Source organism: Acinetobacter sp. TUM15071 (assembly GCF_008980925.1).
GTDB lineage: Bacteria > Pseudomonadota > Gammaproteobacteria > Pseudomonadales > Moraxellaceae > Acinetobacter > Acinetobacter dispersus.
Genome location: NZ_BKGB01000028.1, coordinates 13,657 through 29,371, shown reverse-complemented (window position 1 = coordinate 29,371; position 15,715 = coordinate 13,657). Strand labels below are relative to the sequence as shown.

At 38.1% G+C, this 15,715-nt stretch carries 16 protein-coding genes and 1 tRNA gene; 6 read left to right on the top strand and 11 right to left on the bottom strand.

The features are described 5' to 3' along the window. The coding region (locus GBI66_RS19680; RefSeq protein ID WP_151717095.1) for a hypothetical protein at positions 1-377 on the top strand (377 nt) is incomplete at its 5' end. Between the two features lie 26 nt (positions 378-403). On the opposite strand, the gene GBI66_RS18590 is transcribed toward GBI66_RS19680, so the two are convergent. The 7 genes from GBI66_RS18590 to GBI66_RS18560 all read right to left on the bottom strand — a co-directional run bounded on the left by GBI66_RS18590 (position 404) and on the right by GBI66_RS18560 (position 8,955). Next, positions 404-1,555, bottom strand: a complete 1,152-nt coding sequence (locus tag GBI66_RS18590; RefSeq protein WP_151717094.1) for a catalase family protein — start codon at positions 1,553-1,555, stop codon at positions 404-406. A gap of 609 nt (positions 1,556-2,164) precedes the next feature. Next, positions 2,165-2,458, bottom strand: coding sequence for a type 1 fimbrial protein (locus GBI66_RS18585; RefSeq protein ID WP_151717093.1), 294 nt, complete (start codon positions 2,456-2,458; stop codon positions 2,165-2,167). A 358-nt stretch (positions 2,459-2,816) separates the two neighbouring features. Then, positions 2,817-3,803, bottom strand: coding sequence for a DUF4882 family protein (locus tag GBI66_RS18580; RefSeq protein ID WP_151717092.1), 987 nt, complete (start codon positions 3,801-3,803; stop codon positions 2,817-2,819). Positions 3,804-3,957: 154 nt separating this feature from the next. Continuing rightward, a complete protein-coding gene (locus GBI66_RS18575) occupies positions 3,958-4,971 on the bottom strand; it encodes a fimbrial protein (protein WP_151717091.1) in 1,014 nt (337 codons plus the stop codon). Beyond that, on the bottom strand, positions 4,968-7,544 hold the full coding sequence (locus tag GBI66_RS18570; RefSeq protein WP_151717090.1) for a fimbria/pilus outer membrane usher protein: 2,577 nt from the start codon (positions 7,542-7,544) through the stop codon (positions 4,968-4,970). Before GBI66_RS18570 ends, GBI66_RS18575 begins: the two co-directional genes overlap by 4 nt. Before the next feature lie 63 nt (positions 7,545-7,607). Further along, on the bottom strand, positions 7,608-8,342 hold the full coding sequence (locus tag GBI66_RS18565) for a molecular chaperone (protein ID WP_151717089.1): 735 nt from the start codon (positions 8,340-8,342) through the stop codon (positions 7,608-7,610). Positions 8,343-8,421: 79 nt separating this feature from the next. After that, positions 8,422-8,955: a fimbrial protein gene (locus GBI66_RS18560; protein WP_005189351.1), complete on the bottom strand. Its 534-nt coding sequence runs from the start codon at positions 8,953-8,955 to the stop codon at positions 8,422-8,424. Positions 8,956-9,445: 490 nt separating this feature from the next. On the opposite strand from GBI66_RS18560, the gene GBI66_RS18555 reads away from it, so the two are divergent. Both GBI66_RS18555 and GBI66_RS18550 read left to right on the top strand, forming a co-directional pair. Beyond that, complete coding sequence (locus GBI66_RS18555) at positions 9,446-9,793, top strand: hypothetical protein (protein ID WP_005189348.1); 348 nt, start codon at positions 9,446-9,448, stop codon at positions 9,791-9,793. A 132-nt stretch (positions 9,794-9,925) separates the two neighbouring features. Beyond that, entirely contained in the window at positions 9,926-10,138 is a 213-nt protein-coding gene (locus GBI66_RS18550) for a hypothetical protein (protein ID WP_005211887.1), read from the top strand. 43 nt (positions 10,139-10,181) lie between these two features. Here GBI66_RS18550 and bioB read toward each other — a convergent pair whose 3' ends face one another. Together bioB and queG are read right to left on the bottom strand one after the other, a co-directional pair. Further along, a complete protein-coding gene (gene bioB / locus GBI66_RS18545) occupies positions 10,182-11,171 on the bottom strand; it encodes a biotin synthase BioB (protein WP_033133316.1) in 990 nt (329 codons plus the stop codon). Between the two features lie 91 nt (positions 11,172-11,262). Then, positions 11,263-12,375, bottom strand: coding sequence for a tRNA epoxyqueuosine(34) reductase QueG (queG, locus tag GBI66_RS18540; protein WP_151717088.1), 1,113 nt, complete (start codon positions 12,373-12,375; stop codon positions 11,263-11,265). 23 nt (positions 12,376-12,398) lie between these two features. Here queG and GBI66_RS18535 point away from each other — a divergent pair, with 23 nt between their 5' ends. After that, complete coding sequence (locus tag GBI66_RS18535; RefSeq protein WP_151717087.1) at positions 12,399-13,886, top strand: NAD(P)H-hydrate dehydratase; 1,488 nt, start codon at positions 12,399-12,401, stop codon at positions 13,884-13,886. Between the two features lie 57 nt (positions 13,887-13,943). On the opposite strand, the gene GBI66_RS18530 is transcribed toward GBI66_RS18535, so the two are convergent. Together GBI66_RS18530 and ruvC are read right to left on the bottom strand one after the other, a co-directional pair. Beyond that, on the bottom strand, positions 13,944-14,339 hold the full coding sequence (locus tag GBI66_RS18530) for a hypothetical protein (RefSeq protein ID WP_151717086.1): 396 nt from the start codon (positions 14,337-14,339) through the stop codon (positions 13,944-13,946). Positions 14,340-14,356: 17 nt separating this feature from the next. Beyond that, positions 14,357-14,902 (bottom strand): crossover junction endodeoxyribonuclease RuvC, encoded by a 546-nt coding sequence (ruvC, locus tag GBI66_RS18525; protein ID WP_005152354.1) that lies wholly within the window; start codon positions 14,900-14,902, stop codon positions 14,357-14,359. Positions 14,903-15,199: 297 nt separating this feature from the next. On the opposite strand from ruvC, the gene GBI66_RS18520 reads away from it, so the two are divergent. Both GBI66_RS18520 and GBI66_RS18515 read left to right on the top strand, forming a co-directional pair. Beyond that, positions 15,200-15,276 (top strand) — tRNA-Met (locus tag GBI66_RS18520). 183 nt (positions 15,277-15,459) lie between these two features. After that, on the top strand, positions 15,460-15,693 hold the full coding sequence (locus GBI66_RS18515) for a hypothetical protein (protein WP_005152356.1): 234 nt from the start codon (positions 15,460-15,462) through the stop codon (positions 15,691-15,693). Positions 15,694-15,715: the final 22 nt, after the last annotated feature.

Sequence of the window (15,715 nt, the reverse complement as noted above, 5' to 3'; positions counted from 1 at the left end):
AAAGTTTTGAGGATTATAAGAGTAAATACTCTAATATTGTTGCGGAATTTGATTCTTATATAATTGAGAATGATAATCGAAAAAATACGAGAAATTTGAGTAAAAGCTCTACTTATATTCGAAAGTCTGAAATTAACTTAAATAAGGAACAAATGATTGAAAAGTGCAAGAAACTCGTGCTTTCTAATGTAACAAAGAAAAAGACGGTTAGTTTTAATGAAAATTTACGTGGTAATTACTATATAAATCAAAAAAGTGGAGACGTGTATATTTACTTAGAGTTCTGCGCCGAAAATGAATTGGGGAATGCACAAGAATTCAAAGGCAAATGTATATTCTCAATAGATGGGCAGACTCAAATCAATATTTTTGAATAGATGAAACCGTATCTGAATAGAATAGTTCATTGAGGTTCTTGTCTTGGTACGGCATTCATCTCATGTCGAATTGCACTAATATTCTCATAAATCACTTTTCGTAGTCTATTGATCGCACCTAAGGGTCTATGTTCAGGAAGCGCATGCCAAGGTGTAAATGAAAGATTCTCGCAAAACTCATTTTGCTCAGGTGTATCAAAAATCTGTTTAGGAATATGGATTGTTGCAATTTGATAAAAGGGAGCTTTATCTTCTTTCCACTCCGTCATCGAATCTTCTACAAGCATTTTACTCGTAGTCCTAGGCTGGATCAGAAACTCCATACATGCATCACTTGTTTCTAAATTTTTTCGCAGAGCTTCTCTTAAAAAATCGTGGCTAGGTTTGTTTGGTATCGCCACTTTATTTGGAATACACGGTCTTGCTGAATATTTAACAGCTTGACGATCAGCGCCTAATCCTAATTGATAGGGAACCATAGACCAATATCTGGCCTGTATTGGATTAGAAATTTTTGAATTACTTGCTTTAACCGCGTTTATTGTTCCTTGTAAGCCTAAAGTAAAAGGGATCTGTAATTTTTTGAGCATACTTTCGCTATTTACATCCTCTATAAATGATAAATAGCGCTGTGGTTCGTTCACAAAAAATACTGGATGGTTAATCATAATAAAATCTTGAGTCATTGCTTGATCATCATTTTCAAGGATCTTCCTCCCTGTAACGCCTAGAATTTTGATTGCCATGCCTCGAGCATCTTTTTTATTGTCAGCTTGGGTAGCATCTCCTGAAGCATTAGAGAAATGAATCCATGCTGAATATGATTTATCAGGAATAAAAACGCCCTTCGCTAGATTGGATGGTAATGATTTTGAGACATGGAATTCTGCCCGAACACAGCCATGAGCTTTGGGATGTGCATCTCTTAACGCATGACCCGCTGTGTACTTTTGACGGATACTTTGTCCAATCTGCTCAGCAATTTGTTCTGCCAGTATATTCTCGTTTGGCTGTAATTTTTCACCCAATCCTGTATCAATGGTTGGATAAGGGATTTTATGTGCATTGGTTAAATTTTTTGATTTTGAATAGTGATAAGCACATCCACTGGTACTGATCAGTATTGGAGTGATTGCAAACAATAGACTAAAACGTATCAATGGAATGAAACCTGACATTAATATGCTCCTTGGCATAAGCCACTGAGTAACTTGACCGTACCTGTTGAAGGAATGTAAGACGGAGGAGGGTTGATCTAATTGATTTTCTTACTATGATTAGTCATTTAACATACCTGAGTCAGTGAGCATTTGATACATTTTCTAGAATTGGCTATTTAACAATCTTTGTTCTTGGCGATAAAAAGCATAACAACGATTTTCATAGGTTTTTAATAATTTGGATCAATGAGTTTAGGACTATGATCTGTTGCATCAACAATTAATCTTATAGCGATTTGTCAGGCTCTGCATTCATATTTCAGAGATTCTAAGCTATTTTGTCCTTATTATTTTGATCATTTAGAAACTAAAGAAGACATCTTGGTTGCTTGATATGTGTACACTGAGATGGGTGATATAGTTCAAGCATCTAGTTTTAGTTAAGTATTTTAAAAATATTTTCTTATTGATAATCATTTATATAAAATGAAGCGCGACATTCTACTTGTTGATTGTAAATTAATTCTAAATAGATTTGGTTCTTTTATTAAATAAACTTGATCATTAAAAAGATGTGAACTTTATATAAGTGTTAATTAATTCACATCTTAATAATAAATATATTAACTAGTAGTAGTTTGCAATAATAACAGCATTTTTTTGATCTGGTAACTGCTCAAAGCTAATATCTGTTGTAGTATTCTTTTGTGTTTGAATGCTTAAGTCATTGATTGAAATGGATTGTGTTTCAATCTTATCACGTAGAACGTTCAATTGCTGGCAATCACTATTGTCATGTTGCTGTGAACAGGTATCCTCTACAATACTTCCATTCAACTGGATTGTGCTTGCAGCATAACTAACCGAAGCAAATGCCATTAATGATAAAAGTAGGGCAGATTTATAAATTTTTTTATACATGTTTATTGCCTTTTATAAATGTATTAAGCATTAATTAACATGGAATTTATTATTAAGGCAATATTAAAATTCAATATTGATTAAATAGTTATTTAAAGTGTGATCTATTTAAAGTTTTATTTTTAAATTGATAATCAATATAGTAAATTTATTTTGTTAATCGTGTCACATATTTTTGTTTTAATGAGAATTTAAAAACCTGACCTGTCTAGTATGCATTATGCGACTGTTGTAGCATATTTTAAAACTCAAATATGGAACTTAGGCATACCATTGTTACGGGAGAATTATGCGATTGCTATTTGGGGTAAGAAAAAAAGCCTAATCGACGATTAGGCTTTTGTGACACTAAGCTAGACTAAATTACATTGCCACACATGTCCGTTGTGCCTTGAGGGTAACTGAATTGTAGGGCATTTCGGTCCGTGATCAACTCAGATGAAAATTCAAGTCCCGCAAGTTTGTCTGAGAATACACCATCCTTATCAGAACCAACCCAACTACGAATATCAAAACCTATATTTTTCAATGGGGCAGGGAGTGTTCCTTGATACCCCTGATCAACACCATTGACAATAAAACCGACCTGTTTGGTATTTTGGTTGATATAGATACCTACGCGATGATATTTGCTTTGATACTCGGTCAATTTATTGTAGTAATAAGCTGTTGAATTATATTCAGTATTATCGTTCTTCTGGTAACCGAGAGTAAATAATACAAATGGAGGATTTTCACCAAAATCTGGATCAGCACTACCTGCTGCAAATGAATAAAGGGATTTTACGATATAGCCATTATCGGTTTCACCACTAAAATTGATATCTGTTGAATATGATGACTTAGGTTCGCCATAGTAACTACCGTTAAGTGGGGCTGCGGGAATGTCTATTTGCATTTCTAAAGCAAGAATCCCTGTATTAGGTAAAGGTAGATCACCTGAACTATCTAGAAATGGAGGGCGAAATCCTTCATTGTCGCCTGATGTTTGCAATCTTTTCTTATTTGCTGCTAAGAAGTCAAAATAATTAAGAGTTAAATTTTCTTCAGGGTAATAGTCTGTAAAATAAGGTGGGGCAACAGTGAAGCTAAACTTTTGTCCATTGCTTGTAGGAAATACACCCATCAGATAATCTGAATTTTGATTGTTCCATGAATCATTATAATCTTGCTGTGTAGCGTCAAAGTTATATTGGCATGTTTGTGGTTGGCTAAAATTGCGTAAACTAAAGCTTGTGGTTGTTGCTGCTGTAGGTTGAGTATTGGCATTATTTTGTGAACCATTTTGATTTTCACCACAGCCTAGCAAAGCTAGGCTAAGTGCAAATATACTCATTTTTTTCATTGCTTATTCCTCTGGTGTGTTATTTACGGTTTTTATCAAAAATTAAATGCGAGTAATCCTGTAATTATTAATTTTAAAATTAATAACTTATATGTATTTTTTTTGAGTTTTATAAAAAAAAGACCTCTCGTTTGAGAAGAGGTCTTTTAAAAGATTAATCGTATTGAATGGTCACTGTAGCCATAGCACGGACTTTACCCGCAGTGACATTGGCTGCAGTTTGATAATAACGAGCTGTTAGTGGAACATTGTATTGAACGGTTTGGTTCGATTTCACTGTTCCTAGCTCTAATTTATTACCTAAGCCAATAACTTGATTTTTATTCTGATAATTCCATACAAGTTGAACACCAACACCATTTGCTTTAGTCGAGTTTGGCTCAAGATTCTTTAAAACCTGAGTGTTATTGCCTTCTTGTTGGTAATCAAAGGTTAAACTAATAAGGTTCTTTTCTTCATAACCTGTTTGGTTTTCACCACCATTACAGAGAATATTTAGTTCAAAAGATTGCTCGCCTTGAGTAGAACCAATTCCTTTAAAGCCTGATTTCATCACTGTTGGAAGTTGTACTGCTTTATTAATATCACCTCTCCATTCACAAGAAGAAGAAGCAATCGTAATAGCGTTACCGTAAACAGTACTGGTTAAGAAAGGGCGATCATTCCTGTTTCCAGCATAATAAGTACTATAAACACCAGGCACTAATGTTCCTGAGCCTGTATTTTCTGCTGTCTTCACAATTTCAACAACGAAATAGCCCTCGGCAAGGCTAATACGAGTACTTGGTACAGATCGGGTATAAGGATAATATCCTGAGAAATTCGTTGCGTTAAAAGCTTCTCGATAAAGACGAATTCCAATACCTGGGATATTGGTTGAATAGATATTATCGCCCAGTGGACTAATTGCATAATTTTGTAGTAACCGTGCGACCATCATATCGCTACTATTACAAGTATATGTTGTTCTAGAATCAGGACGAATTTCAAAAAGAGATTTAACTAAGACTTTACCAACGGGGTCACTTGGTCGAACTACAACTCGACCAACTTGCATGGAGACGTCAATTGTTCTGAAACCCGCGCTAGTTGAACAAGCAGCTTGAGCTGCTGTATTCATACCAAAACCTACAGCAACCAAGGCACTGCTTAATAGTAATTTTTTCATTTGCATACGGCCTCAGACATGATCATGCTTTGCTGATCGTTAGAAAGTTGTGCTGTAACATCATAACTGAAATGGCATTGTTCATTGGCTTCATCGCCCCATTTTACATACAAATCACCTTTTGGCTCTTGAGTACGTAAATACACCATGCTGCCTTGTGCCACGATACCAACAGATTCATCCTTAGTATTAAAGACTTGTGCAGCGAATGGTAAGCTTTCACCTGTTGCTGTTTTGGTATTAATGTAGATGGCATAGCCTTTCTTGGTCGAGAAATCAACTTTTGCAATCGCACCAGCAAAAGGTGCAATACGCTGGCTGGTTTCTTCTAATTCAACATTGGTCGACATTTCTTGTGGGTCAAGTGTGATGTCATTTAAACGGTATGGTGTTACATAAGGAATAACAGCATAACCAGACTTATTCACACTGAGGCCAACGGTGTTGTTGACTTTGGCACCTGCCGCATCTGGCGCATACACCAGTACCATGGTTTGACCTTGTTCTGGGCCAAACAGGATGCCATCTGAATGAGCAACAACGCTACCGCTGACACTGAGCATCGCTTGTTGATATGAATCAGCGATACTATAAGAACCACCCACTGTGGCAAAGTTTGTACGATAACGACTATTAACGTTGAAGCTCGGGTTCTGTCTGTCTTGGTGAGATACAGAAGCACCGTAGTTGAAACGATCACCAACCATGCCGCTCATACCAACTGTGCGGTTGTTTTCAGAAGCGTTTGCATTGACGTTAACAGAATTCTTTCTGAAATTGATTGGGAAAGAAAGAGTCATTAAATATTCTGTATCACGTGTTTGGGTGCTGCTTGAACCGTATTCGATCTGACGATTGGTCGCAGAAAGACCGTAGGTTAAACCATGATAATTGTTGCTATAACCAATTTGATATTGGCGGCTGGTCTCATTACGGTTCCAATAGTCATTCCAAGAACCAACCATATAAATATTACCCCAACCTTCAGGTAAACCTTGGTTTAGGGTGATTTGGAATTCACTACGCTGTTTACCTACAGCAAAGGTATTTACACCTTTATCTTCAAGATCACGAATCAGTAGGGCATCACGTAACTTATAATAGTTTTCAGTCGAATAACGATAGGCTGCCAACGTTAAGTTGGTGTTAGTCGGTGAAATAAGTTTGCTATAACTTAAACGGAAACTTTGTCCAGATTGCGAACCTTGTTTGTCAAAATCTGTATTTGACTGGGTAATATCGAATGAGACAGCACCAATCGGTGTTGCAACTGCTGCACCTAATAACAAAGCACTATAGTCTTCCGCTACTTGAAAACCTGTATAGCCTGTTAAATAGTTATTAATACCGCGTTGGTATTTACCTTGTGTAACCCATGGCGTTAAATCAATATCACGGTCGCGGAATTCACCCGCAGTGACTGAGTAACGGCTGAGCCCAGGACGTAACATTTGCACAACAGATGCATAAGGAACGGCAAGTTTTTGTATTTCGCCATTTGATTCAATAATCGAAACTTCGAGTTCTCCACCAAAACCTGTAGGGTAGAGGTCATTAATTTCAAAACTACCAGGCGCTACCGTAGTTTGATAAATCAACTGACCTTGTTGGCGAACTTCTACTTTAGCATTGGTTTTTGCATTACCGCGAATACGTGGCGCATAGCCAAGCATACTATTTGGCAGCATACGGTCATCGCTTGAAAAATCTAAACCGCGGTAACCGAATGAGTCAAATAACTCACCATTGGTAAAGCTATCACCTAAGGTTACAACTCCTCGATACTGAGGGAAGGCACGTTGTAAATAGGTACTTGTAGATTCGTAATTTGATTTCTTTTTAGTATTTGAATCTAGTTCACTTTGAGCGCCATCTTGCCATTGCCACTGACCATTGTGGCGAAGTTGCCAACCCGCAATGTTTGCACCAGCAGTAATCGCCATGAAGGCATTGGTGGTTTCTTTATTGTCATTTAAACGGTTAAAGGTTTTATAGGCACTACCGCTATAAGATAAAAATCCAGCATTTACACCACGATCCCAAATACTTGGATCAACGTAACCTTGCGCATTTTTTTGCAATGCGATTTGTGGAATCGAAATATCAATACGCAAACGTGAAGTATCAAAATCGTAATAGGCGTTTTCGATCCATTCTTCAATTTTGTAACATGCATTTGGCGCAGCGGATTCAGTACGGTTCACAAGAACGTCTTGTTTTACGCCATATTCAAGTAATGAGGTGGAAGTAAAACAGGTAAAGGCATTTTTGTTTTGTTCTGCTGAACGAAACATCATTCTTCTTTTGCCAAACCAGTTACCATTGATATAAACGTCAACGTTATATTCACCAGGCAAAACTGGGTTACCATATTTAAAACGAGAAATATCAAGTTTTTGTGCATCACCGATTAAGAAAACAGAGTCAAATTCTGCTTCCATTGGTGGTGCTTGTTCTGCTGTCTGTTCTACTGCATAAACAGCCATAGGCATCGTGATTGTAACTACCCCTGAAGTAAGGTAATAACAAATACGACGCTTCAAGAATTTAGCTGTTGCATTTTTCTTTGACATAATCCGTTCGCCTATTCAAGGATAGGTACAAAATCATTTATTGATTGGAAATAAATTTGTTTGTTATTGAAGCTTGATCTGGTGTTCGATACGACCACCGTAATCATTAATGTTTACATAGCTCAGTTTTTCAGTATTACCAGCTTTCAATTGGATTTTGTCCTCTGAAAAAGGTGGTAGCATCAAACCTTTAGGCAGCAAATCAACAGGTTTACCTGCATTTTGCTGATACACCGCAGTCATAGTGACGTGAAACGGCGTTGGATTTTTTACAATCAGTGTTTGACCACTTTTAGCCCATTGCAATTTTTCACCAGCGAGATTGGAATCAGCTTTAATGCTTGCAGGACGGTAGAAAAATTTAATGCGTGAGCGGATTGCAAGCTGTAAAAAATTATCAGGTACAGCGTCTTTACTGTTTGCTGTTGGTCTTGGTGGAATATCCAAAACATTCAGCCAAAAAACAGTTTCTTGTTTTTGATTTAATTGTGCTGCATTGGGTAATGCAGTAATACGAAGAGATTGGCTCTTCGTTGGATCAACACGCGAAATAGGAGGGGTAATCATAAATGGAACTTTAGACTGATCCGGTGTACTTTTAGCATCACCTTCGTCAATCCATGCTTGAACAAGCGATGGCTTAGAACCATTGTTACTGACTTGCAAAGTCACTTCACGAGCATCAGATGGATAAATAACGCGAGTACCATGCAAAATAATTTCTGCATGTGATTGACTTGCGATTAAAGCCGACGACATCGTTAAACCAAGCAAAAAATTGTAACTGTTCAGTGCCATTTAAATTTACTCTATGATTGCGTGAAGTGTACAACTGCGAATTTCTAGAAACCTAGAAATTCGCAACATTTATCAAAGATTATTGATAAATAATAGTGTACTGAACTGAAGTATTTACTTCACCAGCAGTAGAAGCGCCAGTTGCATAGTATTCAGCATAGTAGTTAAGGTCAGCAGTACCGCCTTCTACAACGTCAACCCATTGTGAGTTAGCTTGAGCACCGTTGCTACCAGCAGCAAGCACTGGGATTACTTGGTTGTTGTTACCAAGTAATTGAACATCAACGTTTTTCGCGCCAGCAGCGTTTTGGTTAAGTAAACGGCCAGTATTGAAGTCAACAGTTGCACCTGGTTCGAAGTAAGTTGCAACTTTACCTTCTGAACAGTTACCTAAGTTGATTTGGAATGGTGTGCGACCAGCAACTGCACCTGCGTTAGCAAGAGTTTGCTTAGATACAGTAGGAAGCGTTACAGTAAAGTCTTTACCCGCTGGAGTCACGATGTCACAAGTTTTGTCTGTTACTAGACCATTAATTGTAATCGTTCCATCTGCAGCTTGAGCGTTAGCGATACCAACAACTGAAAGAGTAGCGATCAAAGCAAGTTTTTTCATAATAATTTCTCGAACACATCGGCTAAAAGTTTGAATTAAAATTACTTCTCAGTTGGATTTTTGCGCTGAACAAGTAATGTGCGAAATATATATCACTAGGTTTTAAAAATGCAAACTGCATCACATTATTTGTAGTGCTTTTAATCTAATTTTCCGATGGTTAATAAGTTGTTGATATAAAAAGTTTTTGCTTTATGCAAAACTTATTTTACCAATCAGTTTGTTTAAAATTGCTTAAGACTGATTGTTTTTTCCTTTCATAAAAAATGGGCTGTATGGTTATTTTTTGATCTATTTGTGGCGGAAATTGTATTTTTATGTGATTTGATTAACAAAAGTGAAAAAAATAATTTAGATGAATAATCAAGTTTTTAGAATGATTGTTAAGTGTGTTTACAAAAAGCTCAAAGTTCTTTTAAGAATCTTTTAAGGTTAAATCCTTAGTTTTTTAGTCATGATTAGATGAAAAAAACGCCGAAAGGAGCTTTCAATGAACATGCTTTATACCCACAAACCAAACTACTATTTCTTTGCACACAAGTTTGTTTTATTCCTAGAAAGTTATTTAAAAAGTCACCCAACGGAACAGCAGACCAGCTTTAATTTGCAGACGATTTATGATTTATTTAGTCACGATCGTGCCTCTAGTACGACCAATTTAGAGGGTATTTTAAATATTGCAGATGAATACGTGCTTGAAACAGATGAAGGGCAGCAGTCATTGATTCAGTCTTATCATGTTCACTTAGATAACCATGTACTGACTTTGGCGTTTAATACAAAGGCAGTTGAAAGCTTAAAAGCAGGTCAAACGATTGTAAGCCCACAAGCGGCTTAAGTCTTTAGATGTATATTCCCGTTTTACACACTTAGTGAGCAATGTCCTTTACTAAGTGTTTTTTTTACAAGCTGCACTAACGTTATCAATCCGCTATGATGGAAAGATCAAGTGAAGATATAACATAGTGCTATGAATAAGGATTTTAAATCAGAAACATATACTGTTGATGAGAGTATTGCTGATACGATTGCATGGTTGATGCAACATCAAGACATTTTTGATTCATTTCATTTTGATGTGCATAGCCAAGAACTGTCAGTAACCCATGCAGCAGGTGTTGATATCATCCGTATTGGAATGTTTTTAAATGCTAAATATGGCATTTTGGTCACATCAATTTAATCATATCTAAAAAAAGCCTTGTCAGATGACAAGGCTTTTTTGCTTATGCACTCATGGCATCGACAGAGAGTTCTGCAACGGTTGGTTTCGGTTTTTCCGCAGTTAAACCTAATTTAGCAAATAGAACCTGATCTTTGCCTTCACCCGCATTTGGCGTCGTAAGTAATTTATCACCTGAGAAGAGTGAGTTTGCACCTGCCATAAAGGCAAGCGCTTGGTCAGAATCACTTAATGATTCACGACCAGCAGAGAGGCGAACATAACTGTGTGGCATGATAATACGCGCTACAGCAATGGTACGGATCCATTCAGTCACATCAAGTTTTTCTACATCAGCCAAAGGTGTGCCTTCAATTGGAACTAGCATGTTAATTGGCACAGATTCAGGGTGTACTGGCATGGTAGCAAGCTCATGTAATAGACCAATACGGTCATTACGGCTTTCACCTAAGCCCACAATACCACCACTACATACTTTCATACCTGCTTGACGGACATGATCTAGCGTATCCAGACGATCGTCAAAAGTACGTGTGCTGATGATATGAGAATAGTATTCACGTGATGTATCTAAATTATGGTTGTAATAATCTAGGCCTGCGTCTTTTAAGCGTTCAGCTTGTGATTGGTTGAGCATACCTAAAGTCATACAGGTTTCTAGACCTAATGCTTTCACTTCACGTACCATTTCAAGCACGTAAGGCATATCACGCTCATGTGGATTACGCCAAGCAGCGCCCATACAGAAACGTGATGAACCAGATTCTTTTGCTGCAAGGGCCTCACGAATAACTTTATCAACGGCAATACGCTTTTCTGCTTCTAACTTAGAATCGTAACGAGCAGATTGTGAGCAATACTTACAGTCTTCTGGACATTTCCCTGTTTTAATCGAAAGCAGGGTACTGACCTGAATCGCATTTGCTTGGAAATGTTGACGATGAACGCCTTGTGCTTGAAATACTAAGTCTAAAAAAGGTTGGTCATATAAGGCTTGGATTTCATCACGAGTCCAGTCATTACGTAAAGTCATTGTTATATCCATGATGATTGATTACAGACATTGAGATTCATCATACAGAAATCGTGCCAAAGCCAAAGGGCAAAAAACACCATTTTTCTATTCAGTGTACGTTTATTTGCTGCAACTGCTGTTGAATTGCCCAATCTATATGTACATTGACGATGTCATCGTGCAACGTTTTTGCTTCTTGCAATTGAGTGACGATTTCTGCTGAGTATGGAGCATTTCCCAGACCGATTGCAATATTGCGTTTAAAGGATTGATAACCTGTACGGCGGATTGGACTGCCTTCGGTATTGGTTAAGAAAGTCGCTTCATCCCATTGCCAAATCTCTAACAAGCTGATGTCATCTAAGCGATGTCTCGGGTCGAAATCGGGAATGGACGCTTTTTTGGCAAAGCTATTCCAAGGACAAATCAACTGACAGTCATCACAACCAAAAATACGATTGCCAATGCCTGAGCGTAATTCCTCGGGAATGATCCCTTTATATTCAATGGTTAAGTATGCAATACACTTCCTTGCATCTAGCATATAAGGTTCCACAATTGCCTGTGTCGGGCAAATATCGATGCAGGCAGTACATGAACCGCAATGTGCAGTTGCAGGTTGATCAAAAGGCAGTTCTAGAGAAGTAAATAGTTCTCCTAAAACAAAAAAAGACCCAGATTTTTTATGGATCAGCAAAGTATGCTTACCCGTCCATCCCATCCCTGCGCTTTCAGCCAGCGATTTTTCAAAAATAGGGGCAGAATCGGCAAAAGGACGCGATTCAAAATCACCGACTTTTTCTTTGATACGAGTCGCTAAGGTTTTTAAACGTCCACGCATGACTTTATGATAATCACGGCCACGTGCATAGCGCGCAATAATGGCCGAATTTGGTTCAAATGGTACATAACGGGGCTTGGGGGATGCCACAAGATAGTTCATACGCACACAAATAATGCTTTTAGTCCCAGGCACAAGCAAGGTTGGGTCAGCACGTTTTTCTAGGTTTTCTTCTAAATAGTGCATATCTGCATGATAACCCCGTTCTAAATATTCTTTGAAACGTGGCATTTGATCTTGAGCATCTGGTTTGGCAATGACACAATCAGAAAAACCCAATTCTAAAGCCTGAGTTTTTATCCATGCTTTAAGCGCCTCAGGGTCAAGCTGTTGTAGCTCGATTTTTTGAGACTGTGTTTGAGATGGAGTGCTAGAAGCCATAAACCGATAATAAAGGGGAAAACATGCAAGCTGTAGTTTACCATAGCCAAAGTATTCAAGCATGGGAGCAACGTTGGTTTGCTCAGCAAAATTCATCTTTAGGGCTGATGCAGCAGGCGGCATGGGCGATATCACAGCACCTTATCGAGCAATTTAAGCAGAGCAAAACTCGAAAGATCGCTGTTTGGTGCGGACAAGGCAATAATGCGGGAGATGGATATTATATTGCTGCATTTCTGAAACAGCAGGGGTTTTGTATCACTGTTTATGCAACTGAACTGGGTCAATCTGTAGATTTAAAACAAGCAGCAGATTATGCACAGTCCAATCAAGTTGATATTCAAAGTGTTGATTATCTTTTATCTGAAAATGTTGTTCATCAGAAACTCCCCACTTTTGATTGTCATATTGATGCCTTATTTGGCATTGGTCTCAACCGAATGCTAGATCCAAACTGGCAGGATATTATTCAACTATTCAATGCACAAACAGGTTTAAAAGTTTCGATTGACATCCCTAGTGGACTCAACGCCAATACTGGACAAGCTTTGCCCTGTGCTGTGCAAGCTGATCTAACCTTTACGATTCTGGGTTACAAAGCAGGTTTATTTACTGGTCAAGGCAAGGAGTATGTAGGGAAACTACATTTGCTGAGTTTGATTCCAGTTGACCAAGAATTAAAAGCACTTGCTTATTTGTCGCCTGAAAAAATCGTTTTGCCGAAACGTCAGGCTTTTGGACATAAAGGAAGCTATGGGCATGTGCTGGTTGTTGGTGGACATGCAGACATGGGCGGTGCCGTGATCATGTCCGCTGAAGCTGCCTTCCATGCAGGGGCTGGTAAAGTCAGTGTCATTTGTCATGCAAAACATCATCAAGCCATTTTGGCGCGTGCACCCAATATTATGGTGCGAGATATTAACAGCTTAGATCAAGAAGATATTGAGAGGTTACTTAAACAGGTCGATGCCGTATGTTTCGGAATGGGCTTAGGACGGGATCAATGGGCTGAACATATTTATCAGCAATGGTTTGCGTTACTCAATCAAAATTCTCATTTAGAGGTTGTACTAGATGCAGATGGACTCTGGTTTTTGGCAAAATATCCGCAACAATTAAATAATCACTTATATGCAACCCCGCATTCAGGTGAAGCTGCAACCTTATTGGGATGTACTGCTGCTGACATTGAGCAAGATCGAATTACAGCGATTCAGCAACTGCAACAAAAGTATGCAGGTCAGTGGGTGTTAAAAGGTGCAGGCAGTTTAACGTTAGAAGAACAATTATTTATTTGTAGGCAAGGTAATGCAGGTATGGGCACAGGTGGCATGGGGGATGTACTTGCAGGCATGATTGCCAGTTTAAAAGCCCAACTTCGTGAGCGAATCGCATTACATGAAATCGTGAACTTACATGCGCAGGCAGGTGATCTCTTAGCAGAGGGTGGAGTAAGGGGGCTACAAGCGCATGAAATGGGGAAAATGATTTATAAAGTCGTGAACCAATAATTTTTATTAATGGTGGTGAGGGGGGAGTTAGATTTTTTTAACTAGATTGCTTTTAGGTTAATCCCATAAATGCTGATAATAGCTTGTAAATAATCTCAAACCTTCCTCGATTTGTTTTTCAGCCTCTGTACTATGATTTCCTGCCAAGACTAACTCAAAAGCAAGAATCATTTTATTTAGATAGTCTAACCAGATGTAATTTAGCTCATCATCACTGAAATCTTGAGAATACTTTGAGTCTACAACCCATGTAGGTAGAGATATATTGTCTTTTTTAATAATTAATTTTCTATATGATCGTAATATAGGGAGAATTTTGTGGGCAATTTCTTTCTTAGAGTCAGCATAATAAGAAATGGGGACAAAGCCGTACCCTTTAATCAAATTTCCCAACTTTTCTTTAAAGTCTATATAAGGCTTGATGGTCTTATCTAATAGATTACTTTTAATCATATTAGTTTGTTCCTAATTTAACGGCGTCTGCTACTCGAACGGCTACGGCCGCGTGCCATACCACCTAAGGCATTGAGTACTGCCATTTTACTCATACTGCCTGACGCATGAGCGTGACAAATTGCTGCGGCAAGCGCATCCGCTGCGTCTGCTTGGGGCTGGATGGTTAAATTAAGCAAACGCATTACCATAAGCTGTACTTGTTCTTTTTCAGCAGCGCCATAACCGACAACAGACTGCTTAATTTGACGTGCTGTGTACTCTGCGACCTGTAAATCTAGATTTACCAGTGCAGCGATTGCCGCACCACGAGCCTGACCGAGCTTTAAGGCTGAATCCGGGTTTTGTGCCATAAACACTTGCTCTACGGCTGCTTCAGTAGGGCCATGAAATTTAACAATACGTTCTACACCAGCAAAAATACGTTTCAAACGTTCAGGCATTTCTTGTGTTTCAGTACGAATCGTCCCTGCATCGACAAAACGTAACTTGTTGCCATCTTTTTCGATAATTCCGTAACCCGTTATGCGTGAACCGGGATCAATACCAATAATTAATGACATGAAGCACTATATAAATGAAAGGATGTTGATATTGTTACATAATGGGCTTTGTACTGCATAATATTTTTGTAGAATTTTGAATTATAAAGAAATAGTTGTTTTATTGAGCGAATCTTAGTTGATTTATTCCATTTCTGAAACTTTCGGGGGTATTAGCAAGTTTGATTCAATCACATTGAGTAAGAGTGAGTTTTGAACGTTTTGTATGTAATTTAGACATTAATTGATAAATTAAGCGATTTTTATAAAAATAATTTGCATTGTGGGGGAGATGTGCGTATAAAGCTAACTCGTCGGTGCGGGATGGAGCAGTCTGGTAGCTCGTCGGGCTCATAACCCGAAGGTCGTTGGTTCAAATCCAGCTCCCGCTACCAACCGAATTAAATTAGTTATGCTCTGTGATGTATTTAAGGTTACTGTCTAAAAGAATAGACAGTAATAAAGTTAGCTGAAATAAACCTAAATAAAGCTAAAAATTATTAGATTCTAGAAATGTAGTTGTTATCTCTCATCTGTCTAGCGTTATAGTAAACAAAATCGATCACTTGAGCTCAGGAATGAGTGATTTTGTGTTAAAAATTATTAATGAATGGCGTGTAGCCAAAGCCAGCAATGGCAATGAAATTTGTGTGAGAATTATCCCATTGAAACGTCAGCAAAATACGTTGAACGGTTCAAAGTGGGTAGAGGTTGGAAAGAAAGTACTGTTGGAATCTGGTCAAGAAATTGACTTTAATTTAGACGGGAAAAGCTTCTATACAGATGTTAATCAGCTTTATCGATTAACATAAACAGTTCTTGCACTTGTAGTAT

Bases quoted from the DNA above. Each gene is read 5' to 3' on its own strand.
- GBI66_RS18555 (WP_005189348.1), top strand. From the start codon at position 9,446: ATGAACATGCTTTATACCCACAAACCAAACTACTATTTCTTTGCACAC.
- GBI66_RS18565 (WP_151717089.1), bottom strand. From the start codon at position 8,342: ATGGCACTGAACAGTTACAATTTTTTGCTTGGTTTAACGATGTCGTCG.
- GBI66_RS18530 (WP_151717086.1), bottom strand. From the start codon at position 14,339: ATGATTAAAAGTAATCTATTAGATAAGACCATCAAGCCTTATATAGAC.
- GBI66_RS18580 (WP_151717092.1), bottom strand. From the start codon at position 3,803: ATGAAAAAAATGAGTATATTTGCACTTAGCCTAGCTTTGCTAGGCTGT.
- GBI66_RS18515 (WP_005152356.1), top strand. From the start codon at position 15,460: ATGAGTGATTTTGTGTTAAAAATTATTAATGAATGGCGTGTAGCCAAA.
- bioB (WP_033133316.1), bottom strand. From the start codon at position 11,171: ATGACTTTACGTAATGACTGGACTCGTGATGAAATCCAAGCCTTATAT.
- ruvC (WP_005152354.1), bottom strand. From the start codon at position 14,902: ATGTCATTAATTATTGGTATTGATCCCGGTTCACGCATAACGGGTTAC.
- GBI66_RS18585 (WP_151717093.1), bottom strand. From the start codon at position 2,458: ATGTATAAAAAAATTTATAAATCTGCCCTACTTTTATCATTAATGGCA.
- GBI66_RS18575 (WP_151717091.1), bottom strand. From the start codon at position 4,971: ATGAAAAAATTACTATTAAGCAGTGCCTTGGTTGCTGTAGGTTTTGGT.
- GBI66_RS18550 (WP_005211887.1), top strand. From the start codon at position 9,926: ATGAATAAGGATTTTAAATCAGAAACATATACTGTTGATGAGAGTATT.
- GBI66_RS18560 (WP_005189351.1), bottom strand. From the start codon at position 8,955: ATGAAAAAACTTGCTTTGATCGCTACTCTTTCAGTTGTTGGTATCGCT.
- GBI66_RS18590 (WP_151717094.1), bottom strand. From the start codon at position 1,555: ATGTCAGGTTTCATTCCATTGATACGTTTTAGTCTATTGTTTGCAATC.
- queG (WP_151717088.1), bottom strand. From the start codon at position 12,375: ATGGCTTCTAGCACTCCATCTCAAACACAGTCTCAAAAAATCGAGCTA.
- GBI66_RS18535 (WP_151717087.1), top strand. From the start codon at position 12,399: ATGCAAGCTGTAGTTTACCATAGCCAAAGTATTCAAGCATGGGAGCAA.
- GBI66_RS18570 (WP_151717090.1), bottom strand. From the start codon at position 7,544: ATGTCAAAGAAAAATGCAACAGCTAAATTCTTGAAGCGTCGTATTTGT.